The organism is Haloferax chudinovii (assembly GCF_042663345.1).
In the GTDB taxonomy this organism is placed as follows: Archaea; Halobacteriota; Halobacteria; order Halobacteriales; family Haloferacaceae; genus Haloferax; species Haloferax chudinovii.
The window spans coordinates 179,550-201,555 of record NZ_JBHTAB010000001.1; the positions used below are offsets into that span (position 1 = coordinate 179,550).

At 66.1% G+C, this 22,006-nt stretch carries 18 protein-coding genes; 8 read left to right on the forward strand and 10 right to left on the reverse strand.

Annotation, left to right across the window (positions count from 1 at the left end; all coding sequences use genetic code 11):
- The first annotated feature begins 77 nt into the window (after positions 1-77).
- Complete coding sequence (locus tag ACFQI8_RS00870; protein ID WP_390242214.1) at positions 78-1,508, forward strand: twin-arginine translocation signal domain-containing protein; 1,431 nt, start codon at positions 78-80, stop codon at positions 1,506-1,508.
- Positions 1,509-1,717: 209 nt separating this feature from the next.
- Positions 1,718-3,637, forward strand: a complete 1,920-nt coding sequence (locus ACFQI8_RS00875; RefSeq protein WP_390242216.1) for an AAA family ATPase — start codon at positions 1,718-1,720, stop codon at positions 3,635-3,637.
- A 90-nt stretch (positions 3,638-3,727) separates the two neighbouring features.
- On the opposite strand, the gene ACFQI8_RS00880 is transcribed toward ACFQI8_RS00875, so the two are convergent.
- Both ACFQI8_RS00880 and ACFQI8_RS00885 read right to left on the reverse strand, forming a co-directional pair.
- A complete protein-coding gene (locus ACFQI8_RS00880; protein ID WP_390242217.1) occupies positions 3,728-5,044 on the reverse strand; it encodes a carboxylate--amine ligase in 1,317 nt (438 codons plus the stop codon).
- A gap of 375 nt (positions 5,045-5,419) precedes the next feature.
- Positions 5,420-5,659: a DUF7120 family protein gene (locus tag ACFQI8_RS00885; protein WP_004978002.1), complete on the reverse strand. Its 240-nt coding sequence runs from the start codon at positions 5,657-5,659 to the stop codon at positions 5,420-5,422.
- A gap of 196 nt (positions 5,660-5,855) precedes the next feature.
- Here ACFQI8_RS00885 and ACFQI8_RS00890 point away from each other — a divergent pair, with 196 nt between their 5' ends.
- Both ACFQI8_RS00890 and ACFQI8_RS00895 read left to right on the forward strand, forming a co-directional pair.
- The gene (locus ACFQI8_RS00890) at positions 5,856-6,470 is read left to right on the forward strand and encodes a hypothetical protein (RefSeq protein ID WP_390242219.1); all 615 of its coding nucleotides are present in this window, start codon (positions 5,856-5,858) and stop codon (positions 6,468-6,470) included.
- A gap of 58 nt (positions 6,471-6,528) precedes the next feature.
- Complete coding sequence (locus tag ACFQI8_RS00895; protein WP_390242220.1) at positions 6,529-7,251, forward strand: hypothetical protein; 723 nt, start codon at positions 6,529-6,531, stop codon at positions 7,249-7,251.
- 44 nt (positions 7,252-7,295) lie between these two features.
- Here ACFQI8_RS00895 and ACFQI8_RS00900 read toward each other — a convergent pair whose 3' ends face one another.
- From ACFQI8_RS00900 to ACFQI8_RS00910, 3 genes are all read right to left on the reverse strand, one after another.
- Positions 7,296-9,080 carry an archaea-specific SMC-related protein gene (locus tag ACFQI8_RS00900; RefSeq protein ID WP_390242221.1) on the reverse strand — a complete coding sequence of 595 codons (1,785 nt, stop codon included), beginning with the start codon at positions 9,078-9,080 and terminating at the stop codon, positions 7,296-7,298.
- Positions 9,077-9,865 (reverse strand): rod-determining factor RdfA, encoded by a 789-nt coding sequence (gene rdfA / locus ACFQI8_RS00905; RefSeq protein WP_390242222.1) that lies wholly within the window; start codon positions 9,863-9,865, stop codon positions 9,077-9,079. The genes ACFQI8_RS00900 and rdfA overlap by 4 nt, the downstream gene beginning before the upstream one ends.
- 64 nt (positions 9,866-9,929) lie before the next feature.
- A complete protein-coding gene (locus ACFQI8_RS00910) occupies positions 9,930-10,679 on the reverse strand; it encodes a V-type ATP synthase subunit D (protein WP_390242224.1) in 750 nt (249 codons plus the stop codon).
- A gap of 108 nt (positions 10,680-10,787) precedes the next feature.
- Here ACFQI8_RS00910 and ACFQI8_RS00915 point away from each other — a divergent pair, with 108 nt between their 5' ends.
- On the forward strand, positions 10,788-11,771 hold the full coding sequence (locus ACFQI8_RS00915; RefSeq protein WP_390242226.1) for an ABC transporter ATP-binding protein: 984 nt from the start codon (positions 10,788-10,790) through the stop codon (positions 11,769-11,771).
- Positions 11,768-12,619 (forward strand): ABC transporter permease, encoded by an 852-nt coding sequence (locus ACFQI8_RS00920; protein WP_390242227.1) that lies wholly within the window; start codon positions 11,768-11,770, stop codon positions 12,617-12,619. The genes ACFQI8_RS00915 and ACFQI8_RS00920 overlap by 4 nt, the downstream gene beginning before the upstream one ends.
- A 6-nt stretch (positions 12,620-12,625) precedes the next feature.
- Here ACFQI8_RS00920 and ACFQI8_RS00925 read toward each other — a convergent pair whose 3' ends face one another.
- From ACFQI8_RS00925 to ACFQI8_RS00935, 3 genes are all read right to left on the reverse strand, one after another.
- Positions 12,626-15,061, reverse strand: a complete 2,436-nt coding sequence (locus ACFQI8_RS00925) for an amino acid permease (RefSeq protein WP_390242228.1) — start codon at positions 15,059-15,061, stop codon at positions 12,626-12,628.
- 123 nt (positions 15,062-15,184) lie between these two features.
- The gene (gene secY, locus ACFQI8_RS00930) at positions 15,185-16,651 is read right to left on the reverse strand and encodes a preprotein translocase subunit SecY (protein WP_390242229.1); all 1,467 of its coding nucleotides are present in this window, start codon (positions 16,649-16,651) and stop codon (positions 15,185-15,187) included.
- Between the two features lie 161 nt (positions 16,652-16,812).
- Complete coding sequence (locus ACFQI8_RS00935) at positions 16,813-17,523, reverse strand: hypothetical protein (RefSeq protein ID WP_390242231.1); 711 nt, start codon at positions 17,521-17,523, stop codon at positions 16,813-16,815.
- 299 nt (positions 17,524-17,822) lie between these two features.
- Here ACFQI8_RS00935 and ACFQI8_RS00940 point away from each other — a divergent pair, with 299 nt between their 5' ends.
- Both ACFQI8_RS00940 and ACFQI8_RS00945 read left to right on the forward strand, forming a co-directional pair.
- Positions 17,823-18,188 (forward strand): hypothetical protein, encoded by a 366-nt coding sequence (locus ACFQI8_RS00940; RefSeq protein WP_390242232.1) that lies wholly within the window; start codon positions 17,823-17,825, stop codon positions 18,186-18,188.
- A gap of 172 nt (positions 18,189-18,360) precedes the next feature.
- Positions 18,361-20,226, forward strand: a complete 1,866-nt coding sequence (locus ACFQI8_RS00945) for a chloride channel protein (RefSeq protein ID WP_390242234.1) — start codon at positions 18,361-18,363, stop codon at positions 20,224-20,226.
- A gap of 27 nt (positions 20,227-20,253) precedes the next feature.
- Here ACFQI8_RS00945 and ACFQI8_RS00950 read toward each other — a convergent pair whose 3' ends face one another.
- Together ACFQI8_RS00950 and ACFQI8_RS00955 are read right to left on the reverse strand one after the other, a co-directional pair.
- Positions 20,254-20,691: a hypothetical protein gene (locus ACFQI8_RS00950; protein WP_390242236.1), complete on the reverse strand. Its 438-nt coding sequence runs from the start codon at positions 20,689-20,691 to the stop codon at positions 20,254-20,256.
- A gap of 104 nt (positions 20,692-20,795) precedes the next feature.
- Positions 20,796-21,713, reverse strand: a complete 918-nt coding sequence (locus ACFQI8_RS00955; RefSeq protein WP_390242239.1) for a DUF106 domain-containing protein — start codon at positions 21,711-21,713, stop codon at positions 20,796-20,798.
- Positions 21,714-22,006: the final 293 nt, after the last annotated feature.

The following is a 22,006-nucleotide window of genomic DNA, read 5'->3' on the forward strand; positions in this document are numbered from 1 at the left end:
CGGCGATGTGACGCCGACGCTCGACGAACACCCGACAGCCACCGGGAACGCCCCGACCGCGCGGAGGTCCCCCGCCGGTGAAGCGCAGAACCTACCTGCGGACGCTCGGCGCCGTCGGCGTCGGTGCCGCGCTCGCCGGCTGTAACACGCCTGACGAGGAGACGCCGACCGAGACGCCGATGGCCGAGCCGACGCCCACGCCCGAACCGGAGCTCACCGTCCTCGACGCGGTCGACGACCTCGGGATGGACCCGACGGGACAAGAGTCGGTCGACGACATCCTCGACGGGGTGTACGGCGACGACACGGCCGTCGAGTTCCCGCCCGGCGACTACCTCATCACCCGCGAGCACGACTGGGACCGCGGCGTCTCGAACTTCCAACTCGTCGGCCTCGGTGACTCCCACAAAGACGTGCAGTTCGTCTTCCCGCCGGCGGGCCCCGGCGAGCAGTTCCGGATGCTCCGCATTACGAGCGGGGACCACCACGTCCTGAAGAACTTCTCCATCCAGCAGACCGACGACGACACCACGAGCGCCGACATCTGGCTCGCCAACGACGACGGCGCGCTCATCGAGGACGTCGAGTGGCTCGGCCGTACCCCCACGGACAACCACGCCCGCGACCAACTGCTCATCTTCGACTGCACCTCGGTCGACGGCGTCAGCGTCATCCGCCGCGTCTACATGCGTGAGGGCGCGGCGCTCCCCGGCTATCCGAACGGGGTCGCCGGGATTCGCATCACCGAGCGGTCCGTCGGCGAGGTCAGGATGATCGACTGCCACATCGAACAGCTCGGGTCGTCGTCGTTCCGCGCGACACACACCCGCGGCGTCCTCCGCGTCGAGGGCGGGCTGTTCAAGAACAACGACAACACGAACATGCGCATCTCCGCGGGCGACCACCCCACGAAGACCTCGTGGATTAAGGGTGCGACCGTCATCGTCGACGCCGATAACCTCAACGAACACGCGCGAGAGGGGGACCGACTCGACAGCCCCGAAGGGCTCCGCATCGACTCTACCGGCCACGGCTACACGGGCGTCCTCATCGAGGACTGCGACTTCGTCTACCGGTCGAGTACGTCTTCGCCGGGCATCATCACCGCACCGACCTACGGGAGCCACGGCGGCTTCACGATGCGCAACTGCCGCATCGTCAACGACACCGGCGTCCAGACCATCTACGCGGGGCCGGTCGACACCGACATCGCGCGCGAGCCGTGGGGGATGATCCTCGAAAACATCACCATCACGGGGGCGTGCGAGAGTCAGCCCTACGGCTCGGCGGTCGTCGTCGACGAGAACCGAAACGGCTCCCGAATCGTCGATAGCTGTATCTACCTGCCGAACGGTCGGGTCGGCGGCGTGCTCGTCAACCGCGCGTCGAACTGTTCGGTCGAACACACCAGCATCAACGTCAGCGGCCCGCCGACCCGGAGTCGGGACGCCGAGCTCGTCCTCGACGACGTGTCCTACACCGCGACCTGCGCGTTCCGCGACGAGTGAGGGTACACAAACGCCGTGTCGGCACGGGCTGAACAGGGATACGGTGATATCTGTTAGAATGACATACCTTGACAGTTTGTTGTGACTGCACTGAATACAGCGTGCGTACTGACGGTTGATTCATCTTAGTTGGATTTAGAGGAATAGTTCGTTTTGAGTGATTGTCGCTGGATCAGTTTTATTCGTTTTCGGGTTGGGAACTGAGTTATATGGAGTTGATTGGGGTCGAGGTCCAGGGGTTCCGTCGGTTTAAAGATTCTACTAGTGTTCGTCTGCTAGAGAATTCAATTGCATTGATTGGACAGAATGAATCCGGTAAAACCTCATTTTTAGACGCTCTGGAAGAATTGAATAGTGAGGACGAAATTCTGGATCAAAATCAGACCCGTAGGGTAGATGTCACGACGAGGATAGAAGCCACATTTAGTCTTGAAGATGAGGACTACGAGGCTCTGAAACCCGTTGAGAATTCAGGAAATATCAAAAAATGCACTTTCACAAAGGTTGAAAATGGCTTCGTCACTGCTAGACTCCAGCCTGGACTAAGCCATAATCTTGAGCCTCGAAAAGAGGTAAAATCTAAACTTGAGGAGTTCTTCGAGTCGCCAGTTTTTAATCGGAAGACAAATAGTCGAATCTCTTCTAATCTAAAGGAATTGTCTGACAAGCTAGGATCCAATAATGATTATCTTGGTGATCAAACAATAAACTTCATTCAAGAAAATTCTAATAGATTAGAAAAAATCCTAGAGAATCTTGATTCGGAGGAGTTTGATGCTGATTTGGTCAAGCAGGTGATCGAGTCGCTTGAAGAGTTAGCGACGCATGAGAGGAATTCACAACCAGAGCAAGCAAGGAAAATTTTGCTACAGAGGCGTCCAATATTTCTTTCCTTTAGTGAAAATGATAGAGATTTAAAATCAAAATATGACCTGAGTAATGCAGTTCCCAATCCGCCGAGTGCGCTATCGAATTTAGCGGAGTTAGCTAGTCTAGATCTTCAAGAGCTTAAGGAAGCAACTGAATCTGGCACGGTGCACCTAGCAAATGACTTGACAGATGAGGCCAGCAAAGAATTGGAAGGAGCGTTCTCTAAATCGTGGGTTCGGACAGATGTCGTTCCGTTACTTGACATTGACGGCACCATTCTACATATAAATGTTTTGACGCCGGACGACCAAAACCGAGCACCAATCCACCAGCGGAGTGATGGGCTTCGGTGGTTCGTGGCGTTGGTTGCCTTCTTGAACCAGAAAGATGCTGGTGAAAACCCTGTGTTACTAGTTGACGAGGCAGAAAGGCATCTAAGTTATGATGCTCAGGCTGAATTGGTTGAAGTACTTGAAACCCAGACTGTTGCACAGAAAGTAATTTACACCACTCATTCCGCTGGCTGTCTTCCATCGGACCTTGGTAGAGGGATTCGACCTGTCATACAAAAAAGGGGTGAAAGAAGTGACATTAGAAATGGTTTTTGGGTTGACGAGCCGGGTTTCAAGCCAATTATGGTGGCAATGGGTTTGAATCCCTTAGCGTTCACAGTTGCGCGAAATTCGTTAATTGCTGAAGGGCCGTGTGAGACTATTTTACTGCCGACGCTTATCCGCCAGGCGACTGAGAAGTCCGAGTTGAAGTATCAAATTGCCCCTGGCGCGGCAAACGTCGGTGAGAAGAGAATCACAGAGTTGCTTTCAGAGGCAGGTAGATCAGTAATATTGCTTGATAGTGATAGTGGTGGTCGCGAAAATAGGGACGATCTTGTGGATGCAGGTGCCAACCCACAGAAAATCAAAACGTATTGCGATTTCTCCGATGAACTGCTTGTGCTGGAAGATTTGGTCGACTTACAAAAGTACGTTGAAGCCGTCAATAACGAACTGAATGAATGGCAGGACCCAGATGCTGAACTGAACACAGACGACTTTGTCGAAAAAAACCGTGTTCAGGTTGTAGAAGACTGGTGCCAGACAAAAGGCGTTGATGCACCATCCAAAGTAAATGTCGCGCAGAGGTTGGTTAAAATGGCATCAGAAGGACAGAGAATTATCGATCCAAGGAAGGAGGTAGTTCTCTGTAGAATTGATGATTGGGCTACTAGTCATTTTGTCACACCTTCTGACTCTCAATAACTGACCGAACTAGAAAACCCAGTACAATTACTCAATCTACAAATCCTCACCGCCCCACGGCGAGCGGCGACGCCACGACCGCCGGCCGACTCAGCGACCCCTGAAGTTGAGTCCCGGCGTCAGCGTGATGCCGGTCCCTCGGCGTTCCACCTCGTCTCCGTCGCCGTCGCCGTCGCCGTCACCGTCGCGGTCGGTGGTCGATTCCTCCTCGGCCTCGTCACCCCCGCGGTTGAACACCGCGTGGTGCACGTAGCGGGCGAAGGGGACCGGGTCGTCGAGGCGCGCGAGGTCGAATCTCGGCTCGCGGTAGATTGAGGCGGCGACCTCCCAGACGGTCCTGACGAACGACGGGCGCTCGACGAGCGGCGAGTCGTCGCGGCGGACGCTCATCACGTAGCCGAGTTCGCCCCAGAGGTAGTGGGTGCCGACGCCGAGTTCGTAGCCCGGTTCGATGCGGTGTTTCTGCCCGGTCGCCTGCAACCAGTAGTAGTACGGGAAGTCGGCCCCGGCGCGGACGGTGGAGGGAAGCGACTGCCACATCCGGGGGTTGATCTCGATGAGTTTGAACTCGCCCGTCTCGGCGTCTTTGAGGTACTCGATGCACGCGAGGCCGTGCCAGTCGATGTGGCCGAGGAGCTTTCGCGCGACGGACTCGAGTTCGGGGTCGTACACCGAGGTCCGGTAGACGCCGCCGCCGCCGGTGTAGGAGTTCCCGCGAATCTGGAGGTGCTGGAACGTCGCCAGCGGTTCGCCGTGGTCGTACAGCGCCGCGAACATGTACTTGTCCTCGGTCGGGACGTAGTCCTGCACGACGGGGTCGTGTTTCATCTCGGCGTATATCTCGTCTCTGTCCGGGCGGTCGCCGGGGCGGACGTGGCGGACGCTCTTGACGATGTCGTACTCGTGGGGGTCGTAGCTCTCGACGTACTCGCCGGCGACGACGTTGTACCGTGGCTTGATAATCGAGGGCTTGTCGAACGCCGCGACCTCGCTGAACAGGCGGGTCCGCGGCATGGGGACGCCGGCCTCGACGGCGGCCTCGTAGAGGAGTTTTCGGTCGTGGACCCGGCGGAGCGTCTCGAAGTCGGGGACGACGAGGTCGACGTACTGCTCGAACTCGTCGAGGTACTTCGAGAAGACGTAGCCGTCTTCCGGTCGCGTCGGGATGATGGTCTTCACGTCCGGCCGGGCGGCGATGCCGACGAGGGCGTCCTTGTAGGCCACGAGGTCGTCTTTCGGCGCGGGGATGCGGACGAGTTCGTCACAGAATCGGGACGAGGCCGCCGGCGTGTCGTCGTGTTCGGAGGCCATGACCGTGTGGACGCCTCGCTCGCCGAGCGACCGGACGCAGGTGTAGTTGCCCGACGGAACGAGTACCGATTCCCGGGCGTGCACGCGTTTGGACATGCCTGAACCGTCGCGCGGTGGCGGAATTAGTATGGGTTCGCTAACGGATTCGGGGTCGGTGACGGGAGGCGGTTCCGACCGCTCGACTCGGCGGTCGAAGTGCGGTCGGCCGCCCGCGACAGGGCCGGACCGCGCCGCCGCGCGCGAGCCCCGGCGACCGCCGAACTGTGGATTCGAACGCTCCCGACCGGATTCGATTCGTGAGAGTCGAGCAATCCGACGGTTTCGGGTCGGTTATCCACAGCATACCGGGTGGGTGGCGAGACTGTCGCCCCGGCCGACGGACCTGTCGAGTCGGCGAGGCGGGGCGCTCTCGACCGAAGAACAGTTCGGCGCGGTGCCGCGCGACCGCCGAACGTCGGGCTGACCGTCGCCTCAGAGCACGTCGTCGTCGAGGCCGCCGGGGTCGCCGGCGGTGTCGAAGAGGTTGTTCTGGGCGCTCTGGACGAAGTCCGACTGGACGCCGTCCTCGTCGTCGACGGGGGCACCGTAGGCGTCCATTCCCATCGAGAGGAGTTCCTCGACGGCCTGTTCTTCGCTGATGAACTCTTCGTCGACGAGCTGTTCGAACTCGACGAGCAGTTCGTCCGGGAGATTGACTTCTACGACGGGCATAGAGACGCGTTCGTGCTCGACGTACTTGAGCGACCGGGTGTGAGTAATCGCGTGTTGCGGTCGCAATCGGTCGCCGTGACTGACACTCCGCCCCGCGCGTCAGCCACAACCGCGTGTCTTATCAGCGCCCGGTCGGACCCTCCACTCGACGAACGGCGCGGCGTCGATTTCCGACGCCCCGGACCGAGGGACCGACGTGACACGCGACACAGATTCCACGACCGACGAGGCTTCCGCTCCCGCCGAGAGCGACGCGCTCGGCTGGCTTCCCGAGCGCGTCGAACTGCCGAGCGACGAATGGGTCATCTACCCGCGCGGCGAGCCGCGCCCGGCGAACTTCGCGCTCCGCTTCGAGAAGGCCGTTCCCGCGGTGCTCGTCGGTATCGATTCCGGCGACTCGCCGGGCGTGCACGTCCTCCCGCATCCGGGCGGCCTCTCCGTCTCGGCCCGGTTCGGCGGGGTCGTCGACGACTCGGTCCGCGAGTTCGAGCCGCCGGCGTCCGACGCCGAGCGCGAGGGGGTCGCCGCGTGGGCTCAGACGTGGGTCGACCGCGTCGACGAGCGGGCCGAACGGGCGCGCATCCGGGCGGCCTGCGGGCCGGTCCCGAACGCCGGCGACCGCGTCTCGCGGGCGCTCTTTGAGCACTTCGGGAGCGCGGACGCCGTCGCGGCCGCGGTGCTCGAACGGAACACCGCCGCGCTCAGGCGCGCGTCGGGCGTCGCCGAGCAGACCGCGGCCGACTTGGTCGTCCACTACGGCACCGACGCGGAGTGGGAGCACTACCGCCGCCACCGCGACGCCGCCCCGTGACTCAAACCGCGATTTGACTCTCGCGTAGGGTTATTCCCGTCTGTGGCGACTAACAGGTATGTCCCTGACACGACGTACTTTCCTCGGTTCGACCGCCCTCCTCTCGTTCGGCCTCCTCGCCGGCTGTGTCGGAAACGGCGGGTCGGACGACGGAACGACGACCGACGACGGACAGGCGGGCACGACGGCCGACGAGCCGACTGATGACCCCACGACCGACGGGTCGACCGACGACCTCCCGGACGGAAACGGCACTGACGACGGAGCCGGCGGTACCCGCCCGTCCGGCGGTCCCGGCATCTCGCTGGTCGGCGTCGACGACGCGCCCGACGTGCCCGTCGAACACGAAGTCGAGATAACGGAATCCCTCGCGACCGACGAGCACCCGCCGCAGGTCCGCATCACGCTGACGAACACCGGCGACGAGGTCGTTGAGGTCGGCGAGGGGAGAACCGTCTTCTTCCAGTACGTCTCGGACGCGACGAACGACCTCATCTTCCTCCCCGCGGACGGCGAGTACCCCGCCGAGGCGGGCTGTTGGCGGCTCGGAGACCACATCGCCGTGACCGAGGAGTACCGGATTCTCTCGCTCGAACCCGGCGAGTCGCGGTCGGAACTGGTGGACCTCTACGGCGTCGCCCAGTCCGAGGACGAAGAAGCGAGCTGTCTCCCGGTCGGCGAGTTCCGCTTCGAGGCGGATTTCGCCGTCGGCGGGCTCTCGGAGGCTTCCGACGACGAGAGACGAGAGGCGACGTGGGGCTTCTCGCTCACGCTGGAGTGAGAGCCGCGGGTTTCGAATACGACCGTTGACCCGTCGCTCGGGATTTATTCGGCTTCCCGTGGGGCCGTCGAGTCCGAGACGACAGACCAGTCCGCGGGGTCGATGTCGTGTCCCTCGACGGCGCTGTGCTCTGGATACGCCGTCATGACGAGATACGTCGCCGTCCCCGAGAGGTAGTCGGTCAGTCGCCCGAGGTTCTCGTCGGCGATGCCGCCGAGGCGGTCCACGAGCATGACCGGCACGCGCTCTGCCACGTCGAACGCCTCGTAGCCCGCGAGCGCCGTCGCCAGTCCGAGGAGTTCGACCTCGCCCTCGCTGAGCGCGTCGAGCGACGCCTCGCGGCCGTCGCGGGCGACGACCAGTTCGAACTCGCTCGTCAGTCGCGCGCTCTCGAACCCCGTCTCGAACAGCGTGACGACGTCCCGAATCGCGTCGTCGAACGCGTCTCGTGTCTCTTTCTTTATCTCTTGTTTCCGCCGCCGGAGGCGGGTTATCTCTTCGGTGAGCGACTGTCGCTGTGAACGCAGTGATTCGAGCTCTTCAGCCTTCGACTCGGACGATTCGAGTTCCGATTTCGCGTCGTCGAGGCGCGTTTTCGCGTACTTCAGGTCGCTCTCGATATCGGTCACCTGTTCGGCATCCGATTCGATTCGCTCGCGGAGGTCGTCGATTCGCTCGCCGAGTTCGTCGTCGCGTTCGCGCGCGTCGTCGAGGCGGCGTTCGAGGTCCGACCGGCGCTCGCGGAGCTCCCGAACGTCGGTCTGAAGCTCCCGCTCGCGTCGGCGCCGCTTCTCGCGCGATTCGACGCGCTCCGTGAGTTCCTCGACGCGTTCGCGGCTCGCCTCGGCCGCCTCGGTGCGGCGGTCGATTCGCTCGGCGAGGTCGTCGAGCCGCGCCGTCACCGACGAGGCGTCCGTCTCGGCACCGCAGACCCAACACGCGAGGTCGTCGTCGACGAGGCCGTGGGTCACGTCGGTCAGCAGTTCGCTCCGGTCTTCGGCCACGACGCGGCGGTTCGCGTCGTAGACGCCTCGAAGGAGTTCGATATCGCGTTCCTGCTGGCGGAGTTCCTGCTTCGCCGCGTCGAGTTCGCGCGCCAGTTCATCGTCGTCTTCCACGTCGAGTCCGTCGAGTTCCTCGCGGCTCGATTCGAGTCGCTCACGGACCCGCTCGGCGGTCGATTCGAGCCGGTCGATGCGGCTCTGGACGCGGGAGCGCTCCGCGCGAGCGTCGCTGAGCGCCTCGCGCGTCTCGTCGCCGCCGGCGGCGTCCGCGGACGCCGCGCGCTTCGCCTCCAACTCCTCGACCTCGGTTTCGAGTTCCGACACCCGAGCGACCAGCGTCGGCAGGCGTTCGGCCGCGTCTTCGGCCTCCGAGAGCGCCTCGTCGACCCGGTCTCGCTCGCGGCGCGCCGCGGCGATGTTCGCGTCGATGTCCTCGAAGTCGAGCGGGCGCGTCAAGAGCGGTTCGAGGTCGTCGCCCTCGCGCACGGCCCGCCGAATCTCGTTTTCCTCGCCGAGGAACGCGAACAGGTCGGCGCAGACGCGGTCGACCTCGTCGGACAGGTACGGCTCGCCGGTCGTCCGGACGCGCCGTCCGTCTCGGGTCAACTCGACCGCGTACTCCCGTTCGTCCGTCGAAAGCGAGACGCGCCCCTCGGTCGCGCCCTCGGTCAGCGGCGACGTCGTCCCGAAGGCGGTCGCTATCGCGGCGAGGAAGCTCGACTTCCCCTGCCAGTTGCTCGCGCGGACCGCGTTCAACCCGGGTTCGAGCGTCGCGCTCCCGCGTCGAATCCCGGCGACGTTCTCCACGTCGAGCCGCCAGCTCATGCCATTCCGGCGGCCGCGACGAGTTCGAGCACCGCCCCGGAGAACTCGCCGAGCGCGAGCCCGGCACTGGAGAGCGCGCCGATGGGGAGCACCGCCCGGAGCCGCCCGCCCGAGTCGGCCCCGCCGTCGGGCGCGACGCCGGTCTCGCGGACGGCCTCCTCGGTCATCTCGTCGGCACCGGCGTGGTGCTCCTGACAGACGAATCCGCGGTCAAGCGCCTCTTCGAGCGGGACCCGCGTCGGGCACTCCGCGCAGGACACCTTGACCTGCACGTCGACGCCGGCGTCTCCGGCTCCGGCGAGTCGCCCTTTCTTCCCCAGCGACGCGAGCGCCGACTCGGCTTTCTGTCTGACGGTCTCGCGCGCGATGTCGACGCTGTTTCGCTCCCAATCCGAGGACGCCTCGACGGTCGGCTTCTCGCCGTCGAGACAGTCGTTGAGGTGGCGTCGCATCGTGCTCCACGAGGCCATCGCGCCCGTCAGCTCGTCGGCGTCGATGTCGTCGGTGGCGAGGTCGGCGGCCACGTCCCCGTAGTCGAGGTCGTCGTCGCCGACGAGAGCCTCGTACTCCGCGTCGAGGCGAACGTCGGTCACGTCGCGACCGTTCCGCTCGTAGACGCGCGCGAGCAGTCGCTTGTTGAACCACGTCGTGAGCGACTTGTACCCCTCGCTTTCGCCGCCGTCGGCCCCGGTCCACCGCGCCAGCAGATAGTCGTCGATGGAGTCGTACCTGCCGGTCGGCGCGGCGAGCCCGTACCGTTCGATTGCCACGTCGACCTTGCACATTGTCTCGTTGCACGAAACTGGTGGCGCGACCGTAATAAGACTACGCTTAGCGGGCGACCTCGTCTCAGTCGCGGTCGCTGTCGTCCGTCCGTCGCGTCTCCGCGCTTCCGTCTTCTTGCCGTTCTGCCCGTCGCCGCTCGTTTTCCTGCCGTTCTGCTCGTCGCCGTTCCGCGTCCCGCCGCTCGTTGCGCTGTTTGGTCCGGAACTGTCGGAAGTGCTCTTCCTGTTCGCGCTCGTCGAGGTATCGCCGGATGTATCGTTTCTTCACTTCCAACTCCGGGATGAGCCGCTGGGTGAGGTAGTTGACGCGGAGCCGAAGCCGCCGAACCTCCGCGAGGAGGCGCAGGAGGACCGCCCGCATCTCAGCCAGCCTGACGACGTCTTCCACGACCGACTCGTAGGACCCGACGAGCTCGTCGTCGAGCGCGCTCGTGCCGAGGACGCCGTACCCCCGTCCGTCGAGCGACCGCCGCGCCGACGTGCTCAGAAAAAACGGGACGGTCAGCCCGACGAGCTTCGTTTCGGAGACGATGAGCTCCGTGTGCGAGCTCCGGGCCTCCGAGAGCGCGCGAAGCGCGATTTCGCCCTCCCGCTCTGCGCCCCAGACGTGGAGCTCCGCGGCGTCCCGGAACGCCTCGTCGGTCTCGCGGCGCAGTTCCGTCCACCGGTCTAAGAGGTCGAGGAGGACGAACACGAGACTGTCGCGCCGGCGTTCGAGGATGCGTTCTCCCTTCCGCGCGAGCGCTAACTCGTCGGTCACCGAGAGCAACTCGCGGCGCGTCGGGGTCGTTCGCCGGTGTCGCCGATTTGGCATTGTCTACGGTACGGTCGCCCCGACCGTTGATATAGTTGTGTCACCGACACGTACCCAGTCAATTTGACAAGGACTAAGCCGTTGTCAGTATCGACTCGAACACGAGCTATGTCTGGACACACTGCCGCCGAGTCGACGCGCCCGGCGGTCACGGCGACAGCCGTGAGGAAGCAGTACGGCGACACCGTCGCGGTTCGGGACGTGTCGCTCGACGTTCACGAGGGTGAGGTGTTCGGTCTCATCGGCCCGAACGGGGCCGGGAAATCGACGCTCCTCGGCCTGCTGACGGGGACGCGAATCCCGACCGAGGGTTCGGTTCGGGTGTTCGGCGAGTCGCCGACCGCGGTCGACCGCTCGCGGATGAGCGTGCTCCCGCAGGAGTTCTCACCCCACCGGCGACTCTCGGGCCGCGAACTCGTCTCGTACTACGCCGGGCTCTACCCGGACCCGCTTTCGGTCGACGAGGTGCTCGACCGGGTCGGCCTCGACGCCGGGGACGCGGCGACGGCCTACACCGACCTCTCGGGGGGCCAACAGCGCCGCGTCTGCGTCGGCGCGGCGCTCGTCAACGACCCCGAACTCCTGTTTCTGGACGAGCCGACCACCGGCATCGACCCCGCGGGCCGTCGCGACGTGTGGGACCTCGTCGACTCGCTGGCCGACGGCGGGACCGCCGTCGTGCTCACGACGCACTACATGGCCGAAGCCGAGCACCTCGCCGACCGCGTCGGGCTCCTCACTGACGGCGAACTCGTCCGCGTCGGTCCGCCCCGGGACCTCGTCCAGCGCTTCGGCGGCGAGACCCGACTCGCGGTCCGGACCGAGCGCCCCCGCGCGCTCGACCTCGACGCGACGCCCCTCGACGGCCGCCGGTACGGCGACTACGAGTACCGCTTTTTCGACGCCGGTCCCGACGACCTGACCGCGATGCTCGACCACCTCGACGCGGCCGACATCGCCTACGAGGAGGTGAGTCTCGTCCGCCCGACGCTGGAGGACGTCTACCTCAACCTCGCCAGCGAGCGCGGCCACGACTGTATCGTCAGCGCCGGTCCGGCGGGCCTCGCCGGGAACGCCGAGGTGACGCGATGACGGCGGCGGAGACGGGCGGAACGGACGAGACCGCCGCGGCGGCCGAGACGAGAGAGACGGCCGACGGCGGTCAGACTCGCGGATTCGCCGAGGCGACCCGCCGGGTCCGCGCGGAGGCCGTCGCCGAGACGCGCGCGTTCCTCCGGCGGCGGACGGCCGTCTTCTTCACCTTCTTCTTTCCCGTCTTCATCGTCCTCATCTTCGGCGTCCTCGTCAAGACCGGCGCGACCGGCGGCCTGTTCTCCCGCCCGGACGCGTACTACCTGCCCGCGTACCTCGGCGTCGTCGTCGTGTTGACGCCGCTGTCGCGGGTCGGAAGCACCGTCGCCCGAAACCGGGCGTCCCGCCGCTTCGAGAAGCTGGCGACGACGCCGCTTTCGCGTCTGGAGTGGCTCTCCGCCCATGCGGCCGTGAACGTCGCGCTCATCGGCCTCGCCGGCGTCCTGCTCGTCGGCGTCCTCGCCGCCGTCGGCGACCTCGGCGCGGCCCCCTCGCTCGGCGGCGACGCGCTGGTCGTCGCCTTTCTCGTCGTCGGCATCGCCCTGTTCTGCGGGCTCGGCTCGCTCATCGGCTCGCTCGCGGACTCCGAAGACGGCGTCATCGCCGCCAGCAACGCCGTCGGCATCCCGATGGTCCTCCTCGCGGACACGTTCGTCCCCGCGTCCAGACTCCCCGCGGCGTTCCGCCCGGTGGTCGACGCGCTCCCGCTCACCTACTTCGCACGCGGCGTGCGCGCCGCCGTCGCCGGCGGCGAGCTCCCGACCGCGCTCTCCGACCTCGCTATCCTCTGTGGCTTCGCCGTCGCGCTGTTCGCGCTCTCGGCGCGACTGCTCCCGTGGCGCGAGTGAGACCGCTCACTCGCCGCCACCGTTCCGGATGCGATGGCCGTCGCGGCGGCGCTTGAACCACCGCGTTACCCACGAGATGACGCCGAGGTCGCGCTTCGCCATGATGACCGTGCTCGCGGCGTCGCGGCCGACCGTCTCCGGGATCCCGCCGAAGACGAGTTGCTGGAGCAGGCCCTCTCTGGTCGCCCCGATGACCGTCAGGTCGAACTCCTCGGTCGTGGCGACGATGGTCGACGCCACGTCCTCGCCCTCGCGGACCGACGTCGTCACGGACTCGTCGTCGCCGACCGCGGCGGCCGTCGAAGCCACCCGGCGCTCGGCGTCCTCGCGGTCGCTCTCGTCGGCGTCGGGCGCGACGACGTTCATCACGTGAACTGTGGCGTCGTTGGTCCGCGCGATGGCGCGGCACACCTCCGCGGCGAGTTCGGCGTGCGGGCCGCCCGCGGTCGGCAGGAGAATCGAGCCCACCTCGCCGTCCGTTGAGCCGATGCGCTCGACGAGCACGTCACAGGGGGCCTTGGTCACGACCTCGTCGACGTTGCTCCCGAGGATGTAGTCGCGGCGGCGACCCCGGCCGCGCCAGCCCATCAACACCACGTCGCTGTCCTGTTCCTCGATGGTGTTGAGGATGGCCGTCCCGGCGTCGTGGCCCACTCTGACCGTCCCGCTGACGGGTACGTCGGCGTCGGTCGCCAACCCCATCACGGCGGCGATGGTCTCGCGCTTCTCGTCGACGAACCGTCGCCCCTCCGAAATCGGCGTCTGCGACGGCACCTCGACGGCGCTCATCACGAGAATCTCGGCGTCGCGGTCGCGCGCCACGTCGATGGCGGTCCGCATCAACTGCGCCGCGTTCTCCGGGTTGGCAATCGGGACGAGCACCTGCGACTCGCGCCGCTCGGGGGCGCGCTCGGTCACGACGGTCGGGGTCTCCGCTTCGAGCTTTTCGGCCTCCTTGCCCTCGGAGTAGCCGTAGTACACCACGAGTCCGAGCGCCATCCAGACGATTGTGGTCACGAGCGCGACGAAGCCCTCGGAGCCCGCACCGAGTCCCGGCGTCAGCCCGAGTTCGAGGAGCAAAAACGGCGTCAGGATGAACTGGAGGACGATGCCGATGAGCGGGGGCCACGGCATGTACGGAATCTCGTACGTCCGCGGGAGGTCGGGGTGGGTCGCCCGCATCTTGACGACGGTCCAGTTCACCTGGATGAACAGGAAGATGAACATGATGTCGGCGGCGGCGGCGACGCTCTCGATGGGGAGCAACACGGCCATGAGGCCGATGAGGACCGCCGAGAGACCGATTGCCCAGTGGGGCGTCCGCTTGTCGTCGTGGATGCGTCCGAAGAAGCCCGGGAGGACGCGGTCGCGCCCCATGGCGAACGACACCCGCGACGAGGAGTAGATGGTCGCGTTGAGCGCGCTCATCGTCGCCGCGAGCCCGGCGAACAGGAGCAGTGGGACGCCGTACGGGACGAACTGCCCGGCGGCCTCGATGATGCCGAGTTCGCCGAGGTTCCCGAGGACCTGCCACGTCGGCGCGGCGGTCGTGAGTCCCGCGCGACTCGCGAGTTCGGCGGTCACGTCGATGCCGCCGATGGCCGCGAAGGAGACGAGGACGTAGATGGGGACCACGATTGCCATCGAGTAGAACACCGCCTTCGGGACGTTGGTGCCGGGGTCGACGACCTCTTCGCCCGACTGGACGATTATCTCGTAGCCCTCGAAGGCGATGTAGGTAAAGCCCATCGCGCCGATGACACCGACGAGGCCGTTGGGCGCGAACGACGGACTGTCGAGGAAGGTCGCCGTCCAGTTCGGCTCGCGAACCGTCGCGAGGATGCCGAAGATCACGAAGACGCCGAGGATGAGAATCTTGATAGTCGTGACGACGACGCCCGCTTTCCCCGTCTCCTCGGCCCCACGGTAGTTGATGTAGGCGAACGCGAGCACCATCATGACCGCGAGCAGTTTCTCCACGAGCAGGCGGTTGAACAGCCCAAACAGGACGAACCCGTCGGGCAGGCCGGCGAACACCACGAAGAACTCGGTGAGAAAGACGCCGAACGTCACGGCGTAGAGCGCGCACGCGACGGCGTGGGCGAACCAGCTCATCCACCCGGCGTAGAAGCCGTTGGGGTCGACCAGCGCCTCTTTCACCCAGAGGTAGCCGCCGCCCGCCTCGGGGAACGCCGCCCCGAGTTCGGCGTAGGAGACGGCGGTGAACATCGCCACCAGTCCGTTGAGTATGAACGCCACCGTGAGCGCCGGGCCGGCCAGCCCAGCCGCGAATCCGGTCAGCGCGAAGACGCCCGCGCCGATCATCGCGCCGACGCCGATGAACGTGATATCGGCGAGGCTCATGTCGCGCGAGAGTTCCGTTTCCACCGACTCTTCACCGGGTGCGTCACCGCCCCCAGCGGTCGATTGTGTGTCGGCCATCAGTTGAACTCTCGAAGGGCGGGCAGAAAAATCCCGATGTGTGACGCCCCGGATTCGAGCCGTCGTCGTCGGGTTCTCACCCGCAGAATACGGATGTTTCTCGGCCGGGTTCGGCTCGGCGCGCTACCCGCCGAACATCGTCCGCATCATGGGGTGCATCTCCATGAGCTGTTCTTCGGCGATTTCCTCGTACAGTTTGTACGTGATAGAGACTGTGAGGAGGAGCGACGTCCCCGAGACGCCGCCGATGGTGCCGAGCATGTTCGCCATGACGGCGAGCAGGCCGACGAGGACGCCGCCGACGACCGTCACCTGCGGGATGTACCGCTCCATGACCCGCTCTATCACCTGCGGGTTACGGCGGAAGCCGGGAATCTGCATCCCGGAGTTCTGAATCTGCCGCGCGGTCGCCTCCGGGCCCATGTCGGCGGTCTCGACCCAGAAGATGGAGAAGATGGCCCCGCCGACGAGCATCAGCGTCAGGTCGATGGCGACGCGGACGAGAATCTGCCACGGCTCCTGCGACGCCGACCCGAGCCACCACATCCACTGGCTGGGCGCGTGAATCGGGTTCAGGTAGTAGAACAGGCCACTGGTGACCTGTCCGCTCGTGTACTGGCCGAGCCACGCGGGCATGCCGACCCACTGGCTGTTGAGGATGCGCCCGAGGAACTGGACGTTCGCCTGCAGAGCGCGGACGAAAATCATCGGCAGGACGCTCGCGTAGATGAGCTTCACGGGGAAGCGACCGCGGGCACCCTTGACGCGGGCGTGCGAGAGGGGAATCTCGACGCGGACGCTCTCGGCGTAGACGACGATGCCGAAGATGAGAAGCGTCGTGATGAGCGGGACGATGCCGCCCACGCCGAACAGGAGCGCCTGTATCCCGCTCGCCGTCGCGAGCGACGGAACCGTCTCGGTCCCGGCGAGGACGTGGACCCACTCGGAGACGATGCCGGTCGTCGACGCGCCGAAGGCCGGGTCGGCGAACAGGCCGCCGACGAGACGCTGGCTGACGCCGGCGATGATGAACAGGCCGACACCGGAGCCGACGCCCCACTTGCTGACGACCTCGTCCATGAACAACACGAGCGCGCCGCCGGCGAATATCTGCGCGAAGATGAGCCACTTCACGCCGACCGCGCCGACACCGAGGGCGCTCGCGACCGCCGGGTCCGCCGGGAGGTAGCCCCCGGCGAAGACGATGGGGAGGCCTTGGAGGGCGATCATCCCGAAGACGAGCAGTTTCTGGAGGCCCTGATAGAGGATTTGGTCGCCCGGGTCGTCCGTGTCGAGGCCGAGCAAGTCCCCGCCCTGTAGCAGTTGGAGGACGATGCTCGCGGTGACGATGGGACCGATACCCAACTGGAGGATAGTCCCCTGTCCCCCGCCGAGGATGGAGCGGAACTGCCCGAAGATGTCCTGGCTCCCCGTCCCGACGCCGAACAGCGTGACGTTCGTCAGGAAGAAGTACAGGACGAGAATCCCGGCGGTCCAGCCGAGCTTTCGGCGGAACGGGACGTGGCTGTCCGGGCGGGCCACGGCGGGCATCCGACTCAGAACCGGTGCTGCGGTGTCTTTCCAACTCATGGTCGATTGCGAGTGGCTGTTAGCGATTGCATGGTCTGTCGCGCCGACCGGCGTCGTCACTACGCGAGCGGCGTCCGCACGGGACGCCGTCGCTGTGCTCGCGAATCGGCGGTTCAGTCAGTCGTGGCCAGTCGTCGCGTATAACTGTATCGATGCGGTGACTATCCGTCCGCCGGCGTCGGTGTCGACCGAACCGTCGCGGAACCGGCCGTCTGAACCGACTCATCGAAGGACTCGCGCGGCTCGGCGTCGACGACGCGGAGCGGACGCCGCCGCCCCGCCCGGTCGAACGCGGCCACGCAGTCGTCGTCCCACGGCGGGACCGAGACGAGGACGACCTCGCGGAGCGTGTCGCGCTTCGTCGCCGCCAGTGGTCCCCACGGGTGGGAGACGAACTGCCCCGGCGTCCGGCCCGGCGCGGTCGCGAGGTCGACGCCGAAGACGCCCCGAACCGCCGCACCGGCGCTCGGGTGGACGAAGTGGCTGAACACCGACCGGGTCTCGTCGAGCGACTCCGCCCCGTCTAACTCGCCCGCGGCGGTCGTGCCGAGCGAGAGCGATTCACGGTTCGGTTCGGCGCGCGCCGCCCGGTCCAACAGCGCGTCGAGCAGTCCGCGCGTGACGTACACCGCCTCGCGCTCGGCGACGCGGCGGCCCGGAGCGCGAGGCGGCCCGACGAGCCGGGTGGCGACGGCGACCCACCAGAGGCCGACGCCCAGCACTTCGGCGTCGCTCGCGGCCTGTAGCTCCCACGGGGGATGCGGCAGTCCGAGTCGAAGCGTCGTGACCTGTACGGCGAGTCCGAGGAGGACGAGGGTGGCTCCGAGCGCGGTGACGAGACGAGTGAGACGGGCGACGGAATCGCGGTTCATCGGTGTGCTGTGGTCGGTCAGTCGCGGTGTTGTTTTCGGTTTGGCAATCGCTAAGTGGTTGTCGGGTATTTCGGGGACAAGCTTCTTGAAAAAGACTATAAGCGTCCACGCGAAACCCCCGATTGCCGTGTTTCACGGCCACGAAGCGGCCAACTGCTACCATCGTCTTCGATCTGACAGCCCCTTCGGTGACAGAGCCTGCCCGGTGTCGTCACCGTTGACCGCTTCGACACGGGACACCCCATCCGGCGCAGTCCCCTTGTTTCGGCATCGCGTCGGCGGGTGCCCGCTCGACACCCATGACGAATCCACAGTCGCGATCGCCGGTCGAACGCTCGCTCGCTCGAACGACGCTCGGCGTCGACCTCGCGTCGGCGGCGGCGCTCGCCGTCGCGGCCGTCGTGTTCCGCGGCCCCCCGGCGGAGGTCGGCGACGACGTCGTCGTCAGCGTCCTCCTGTTGGGCGTCGCCTGTACCGGCCTGTTACAGCTCGCGGCGCGTGGCGGACTCTCCTACCCCACGAAGTCCGCGGGCACCCTCGTCGGGCTGTGGCTCGTCGGCGTGTCGTTCGACCTCGGCGCGGGTCACCTCCTGATGTGGGTCGGCGTCGTCGCGGGCGGCTGTGTCATCGCGACGCACGCCGCTCTCGTGCGCGCCGCCCGCTGACCCGCCTCGCGGCCGCTCGTCGGTTCGGTGTTCGAAACGAAACTGACAAACGCCCCATCGAGCAACAGTGACTCGGATGCCCCAAAACCCGAGTGACGAGTCTACCCTGCGCGCGCGGATTCGCAGGGCGATACGGACGGCGGAGGTTGAGCCGCGGTACGAAGATATCGCGATGAACGTGCTAGCGGTCGCCATCGGCGTCGTCGCCGGGGTCGGGGCCGTCGTCTTCCGCGTCGGTATCTGGGTCGTGCAGGAACTGCTCTACGGCACCTCGCTCAACCCGGGCAACGTCTCGTTCGCGCTCGTGCCCGTGACCAACACCTTCGACCTCTTGTCCCCGCTCGGGCCGCTCCGCTACGCGGCCATCCCCGCGCTCGGCGGCCTTCTCGTCGGGGTCATCGTCCTGCTCACGACCGACGCGGTCAAGGGCCACGGCGTGCCGAGCGTCCTCGACGCGATGCTGAACCGCGGCGGCCGCATCAGCCCGAAAATCGCTCTCTACAAGACGCTCGCGTCGAGCGTCGCCATCGGGAGCGGGGCGTCGCTCGGCCGCGAGGGACCCATCATCCAAATCGGGAGCGCCGCCGGGTCGTTCTTCGGCCGGTTCGTCCGGTCGCGGCACACGCGGACGCTCGTCGCGGCCGGGGCGGCCGCGGGCATCGCGGGCACGTTCAACACGCCCATCGGGGGCATCATGTTCGCGCTCGAAATCCTCCTCGCGGAGTACTACCTCGGCCACGTCATCACGGTGGTCCTCGCCGCGCTGACGGCGACGGCGGTCGCCCGCCCGATTCTGGAGTTCTCGCCGACGCCCGGCATCCGCGAGTTCCTCGTGCCCGCGTCCTACCAGTTGGTGACGCCGGCGGTCGAACTTCCCATCTACCTGCTTTTGGGGGTCGTCGTCGGCCTCGTCGGCGCGGGCCTCGTGAAACTGCTCTACGGCGTCGAGCACTTCTTCGAGCGCCTCGACGCGCCGGGCTATCTCAAGCCCGCGCTGGGCGGGCTCCTGCTGGGTGCGAGCGTCCTCGTCGGCACGGTCGTCCTCGGCGTCGGGCCGGGGACGGCCGCCGGACTCCTCCTCGGGGTCGGGTACGGCGTCGTCCACCGGAGCATCGACGGCGGCTTCCTCTTCGGCGCGCTCGTCGCGCTGGCGGTCCTCAAGGCGGTCGGATTCTCCCTGTCGGTCGGGAGCGGGAGTTCGGGCGGCGTGTTCTCGCCGTCGCTGTTCGTGGGTGCCACCGTCGGCGGCGCGTTCGGCCTCGCGGTCCACGCGCTCGTCCCCGGGACGGCCCCCTCGGGCGCGTACGCGCTGGTCGGGATGGGCGGCATCTTCGCCGCGACCGCGGGCGCGCCGCTCACCGCCATCATCATCATCTTCGAACTCACCGGCCAGTACACCATCATCCTCCCGCTTCTGATGGTCAGCGTCGTCGGGAGCGAAATCGCGAGCTACCTCCTCAACGGCAGTACCATCTACACCCAGAAGCTCCGCGACCTCGGCTACACGGTCCAAGAGCGCCGTATCGGGAGTATCGAAGACGTGCACGTCGCAGACGTGATGACGACCGCCGTCGACACCGTCAAAGTCGGGACGCCACTTTCGGAGGCCGTCAACCGGCTTCGCGACACCGACCACGGCGGGCTTCCCATCGTCGAGGCGGACGAGTCGCTCGCCGGTATCGTCGTCCAGAGCGACGCGCAGGCGTATCTGACCGAGAACATCGAGGCCCTCGACGGCGACGACGACCCGGCGGCGGACCCGCCGGTCGAGGACGTCGGCACGCGGACCGTCGTCACGACGACGCCGAACAGCAACCTCCTCCACGTCGTGGACGCGATGGAGGCCGCCGACGTGGGCCGCGTTCCGGTGGTCGACAACGCGACGGTCGTCGGCATCGTCACGCGGAGCGACGTGCTCGACGCCTACGACGACATCCCCATCGAGTCGGCGGTCGAACCGATGCGCTGTCGCCGGGGCGACGAGCGGGCACAGTCCGACTCGCGGGCGACTCCGCGCACCGCGGCGGGTGACCGCTGAGCCGACTGCCGAGCCGGCGGCCGACAATCAGTTCGCGCCGACCTCGGGACCGATGAGGACCCAGTGGAGTCGGTCCTCGCCACCGGGGTGGCGCTCCCACCGGACGTGGTAGACGGCGGGTCCGTGCGGGCACGACGCACAGCCCTCGGCGCAGGGCGTCCGCTTGTGGATTTCGAGGTAGCCCGCGTGCGGTACGACTCGCGTGAGCACCTCGTCCGGCCCACGGAACCGTGCGATTGCCGCCTCGCGGTCGAGTGCGTCATCGTCGCGGTCGCCGAAATCGCTGTCACCGTTTCTATCGTCGCCGTCGCGGTACTCGTCCACGCGGCGGCGTCCGCTCAGCGCTCCGCGGTCGCGCCCGGTTCCGACGTACTCGACGAGCGCTTCGATTTCGGTCTCGTCGAGTTCGGTCGTCGTCGCGGGCGAGTCGCTCGGCTCTCGCCGCTCGGGTTCGTCGCGGTCCATGTCGAACTCTCGTCGCGGCGTCGATTTATACGAACCGGTTTGAAAACCACTAAGTGATTGTCACGGCCCCCGCGACGCACGCTTCGAGGGGCAGTTCGCGTCGCTCAGGACGAGGTCGTGGACTCCGAGTCCGAACGGGAGGTCCCGGAGGGGTCGATTCCGAGGAACTTCTGACAGAGCTGTCTGGCGGCGAACGAACAGAGGAAGTACCAGACGATCCACGCGGGCATCGGGCCGAAGACGGCGTCCTGCCAGCCTACCCGGCCGACGAGCGGGAGGATTACGTGCGCGGAGCCGGCGGCGACGTGGCCGCCGCGGACCTTCCAGCGCATCCAGAGGAACGCCGGGATGGTGACGAGCATTATCCAGACCATCGGCCTGAACTGCGCTTTCATGACGCTCCACTGGTCGCCCATCGCCTCCATCTGCTCTTCTTCGAGGCGTTCGAGCGCGTCGTCGTCGCCGCGCTCTTTCGCCGCCTCCCGGCGCGATTTCAGGTCGTCCATCCGGGCTTGGTGGCGTTCGAGGAGTTCCGTGTCCTTCAGCCGGTCCTGAATCACGGTCGAGTAGAGGCCGGTCGCCGCGGCGAGGACGATGACGACGGCGTAGAACGGTATCGAGTGCGCCAGCGGGCCGAGCACGACGTTGTCGACGCCGGCGACCGCGTTTCGGATGCCGGCGTTCGAGTAGCCGGCGAACAGGACGACGACGCCGAGCGCGCCGAGTTTGTCCACCCGGGACCACGACGAGTCGGCGTCGTCGCTGTCGTCTTCGACGCCGGGGTCGCGCGACTGCAGTTTCGAGGCGATTCGGTCCGGGTCCGACAGGGCGAAGCCGCCGGCCGCGGCGTCGGTCAGGACGCCCTGCTCGATGAGGCGACCCCACTGACCGCTCGACAGCGCGTCGTTCACGTCGCGCCAGCGGAGTTCTTCGGTCCCCTGTTTCGACCGTTCGACGACGACCGAGAGCGCCTCCCGCATCGCCGGGTTGTCCAGTAACGTCTCTAGGGTGTCTGCGGGCATTCACTCGCCCCTATTCGAGCGGTCGTTATCAACGCTTCCCTCCGCCGGAACCCGGCCGCGGCGGCGCTGGCCGACCGGGTGGCAGTCTCGTGAGCCGTTGCGGCCGTCCCGACTCTGTCTTCTCGGAGTTGATACGCCGAACTCGCCGGGACTATCGGTAACAATCACACACCGGGATCCGTCTCTACTGCGGAATACGACCTCGAAAAGTTAGTTCTCCGATACACGGCCACCGGTTCGTAGCGACGCTCGTCAACTCTCGGTATCTATTCTGATAATCACCGTCCCGGTTT

What these genes read in the sequence shown, in the direction of transcription:
- ACFQI8_RS00920 (WP_390242227.1), top strand. Translation starts at nt 11,768, where the DNA reads ATGACGGCGGCGGAGACGGGCGGAACGGACGAGACCGCCGCGGCGGCC.
- ACFQI8_RS00925 (WP_390242228.1), bottom strand. Translation starts at nt 15,061, where the DNA reads ATGGCCGACACACAATCGACCGCTGGGGGCGGTGACGCACCCGGTGAA.
- ACFQI8_RS00955 (WP_390242239.1), bottom strand. Translation starts at nt 21,713, where the DNA reads ATGCCCGCAGACACCCTAGAGACGTTACTGGACAACCCGGCGATGCGG.
- ACFQI8_RS00885 (WP_004978002.1), bottom strand. Translation starts at nt 5,659, where the DNA reads ATGCCCGTCGTAGAAGTCAATCTCCCGGACGAACTGCTCGTCGAGTTC.
- ACFQI8_RS00940 (WP_390242232.1), top strand. Translation starts at nt 17,823, where the DNA reads ATGACGAATCCACAGTCGCGATCGCCGGTCGAACGCTCGCTCGCTCGA.
- ACFQI8_RS00950 (WP_390242236.1), bottom strand. Translation starts at nt 20,691, where the DNA reads ATGGACCGCGACGAACCCGAGCGGCGAGAGCCGAGCGACTCGCCCGCG.
- ACFQI8_RS00915 (WP_390242226.1), top strand. Translation starts at nt 10,788, where the DNA reads ATGTCTGGACACACTGCCGCCGAGTCGACGCGCCCGGCGGTCACGGCG.
- rdfA (WP_390242222.1), bottom strand. Translation starts at nt 9,865, where the DNA reads ATGTGCAAGGTCGACGTGGCAATCGAACGGTACGGGCTCGCCGCGCCG.
- ACFQI8_RS00900 (WP_390242221.1), bottom strand. Translation starts at nt 9,080, where the DNA reads ATGAGCTGGCGGCTCGACGTGGAGAACGTCGCCGGGATTCGACGCGGG.
- ACFQI8_RS00880 (WP_390242217.1), bottom strand. Translation starts at nt 5,044, where the DNA reads ATGTCCAAACGCGTGCACGCCCGGGAATCGGTACTCGTTCCGTCGGGC.
- ACFQI8_RS00895 (WP_390242220.1), top strand. Translation starts at nt 6,529, where the DNA reads ATGTCCCTGACACGACGTACTTTCCTCGGTTCGACCGCCCTCCTCTCG.
- ACFQI8_RS00875 (WP_390242216.1), top strand. Translation starts at nt 1,718, where the DNA reads ATGGAGTTGATTGGGGTCGAGGTCCAGGGGTTCCGTCGGTTTAAAGAT.
- ACFQI8_RS00935 (WP_390242231.1), bottom strand. Translation starts at nt 17,523, where the DNA reads ATGAACCGCGATTCCGTCGCCCGTCTCACTCGTCTCGTCACCGCGCTC.
- secY (WP_390242229.1), bottom strand. Translation starts at nt 16,651, where the DNA reads ATGAGTTGGAAAGACACCGCAGCACCGGTTCTGAGTCGGATGCCCGCC.
- ACFQI8_RS00910 (WP_390242224.1), bottom strand. Translation starts at nt 10,679, where the DNA reads ATGCCAAATCGGCGACACCGGCGAACGACCCCGACGCGCCGCGAGTTG.
- ACFQI8_RS00945 (WP_390242234.1), top strand. Translation starts at nt 18,361, where the DNA reads ATGAACGTGCTAGCGGTCGCCATCGGCGTCGTCGCCGGGGTCGGGGCC.